Source organism: Nonomuraea sp. NPDC003709 (assembly GCF_040610775.1).
In the GTDB taxonomy this organism is placed as follows: domain Bacteria; phylum Actinomycetota; class Actinomycetes; order Streptosporangiales; family Streptosporangiaceae; genus Nonomuraea; species Nonomuraea angiospora_A.
On the sequence record NZ_JBEXMW010000088.1, the window covers coordinates 1 to 1659 of the forward strand.

Consider the following 1659-nt stretch of genomic DNA (forward strand, 5'->3'; position numbering starts at 1 on the left):
CCTGCGGCTTTCACGGCGAATTTGAGCCGACCTGATCATTCACATAAGAAAAGTGCCCTTGAGCTGGGAGGATCGGACTTGTCTAAGGCCCCGTCCAACCCAGATCAGAAGGCACTTTCCGAGTGAACTCTACCGCCTCACATCGCAAGATCACCGTGTCCGCAGACGGCCGCGGGCTGGTCTCCCATGGTGGTGGTCTGCTGCTGATGCAGACGCTGCGTATCACCGGACTGGACAAGGCCCTGTCACAGCAACTGGAGCGCTGGCGGCTCAGCCACGCCGTCCACGACCCCGCAAAGATCATCACCGATCTGGCCCTCACCCTGGCACTCGGCGGAGACTGCCTGGCCGACATCGCCCTGCTGCGCTCCCAGCCCGAGCTGTTCGGCACCGTCGCCTCCGACCCGACCGTCTCACGCCTGATCGACCGGCTCGCCACCGATGAGGCCCGCGCACTGCAGGCGATCCGCGCCGCCCGCGCCACCGCACGCCAGCGTGCCTGGCACCTGGCCGGCCATCGCGCCCCCGGAACCGACGGCCAGCCCGTGATCGTCGACCTCGACGCCACCATCGTCATCTCGCACTCCGACAAGCAGCACGCGGCCCCGACCTGGAAGAAAAGCTACGGCTTCCACCCGATGACCGCCTTCGCCGACCACCCCGGCGACGGCGGCGGCGAGCCCCTGGCCCTGCTGCTGCGGCCCGGCAACGCCGGCTCCAACACCGCCGCCGACCACATCGAGACCACCCGCCTCGCCCTGCCCCAGCTCCCCAAGCACCTGCGGCGCAACGTCCTCATCCGCACCGACTCCGGCGGCGGCACCCACGAGTTCCTCGCCTGGCTCACCCGCCCCGGGCGATGGCTGAAATACTCCATCGGCTTCACCATCACCGACGACATCGCGCAGGCGATTCTCAAGCTCCCGACCACCGCCTGGACCCCCGCCTACAACGCCGACCGCCAGCCCCGCCCCGGCGCCTGGGTCGCCGAACTCACCGGCCTACTCGACCTGACCGGCTGGCCCAAGGGCATGCGCGTCATCGTCCGCAAAGAACGCCCACACCCCGGCGCCCAACTGCGCTTCACCGACCTCGACGGACACCGCTTCACCTGCTTCGTCACCGGCACCCCCGGCGGCCAGCTCGCCGACCTGGAACTCCGCCACCGCCGCCGCGCCCGCGCCGAAGACCGCATCCGCGCCGCCAAAGACACCGGCCTGCGCAACCTGCCCCTGCATGACTTCGCCCAGAACCAGATCTGGCTCGAGATCGTCGCCCTGGCCTGCGAACTCACCGCATGGATGCAGATGCTCGCCCTGCATGGCATCGACGCCCGCCGCTACGAGCCCAAACGCCTGCGGCTCCGCCTGTTCGCCGTCACGGGCCGACTGGTGCACGGAGGCCGCCGCCTGCATCTCCGCATTCCGGCACGATGGCCCTGGGCCCGCCAGATCATCACCGCCCTGGCACGCCTGCACGCCCTGCCGGCACCGACCTGACCAGCACCAACCCGTCCCACGATCAGGAAAGGAGACCTGCGGGCCTGTGGAACCCCGCTCACCCGGCGCGACAGCCGGGCATCCACGCTGACCACAGCGGGGCAATCGATCTCCAGCCGAAACCCTCAGCCGACCAGCTCAAGGCCGAGAAAGATCGAGG

At 69.1% G+C, this 1659-nt stretch carries 1 protein-coding gene; it reads left to right on the top strand.

Annotation, left to right across the window (positions count from 1 at the left end):
- Window positions 1-122 precede the first annotated feature (122 nt).
- The gene (locus ABZX61_RS65795; RefSeq protein ID WP_355213249.1) at window positions 123-1499 is read left to right on the top strand and encodes an IS1380 family transposase; all 1377 of its coding nucleotides are present in this window, start codon (window positions 123-125) and stop codon (window positions 1497-1499) included.
- Window positions 1500-1659: the final 160 nt, after the last annotated feature.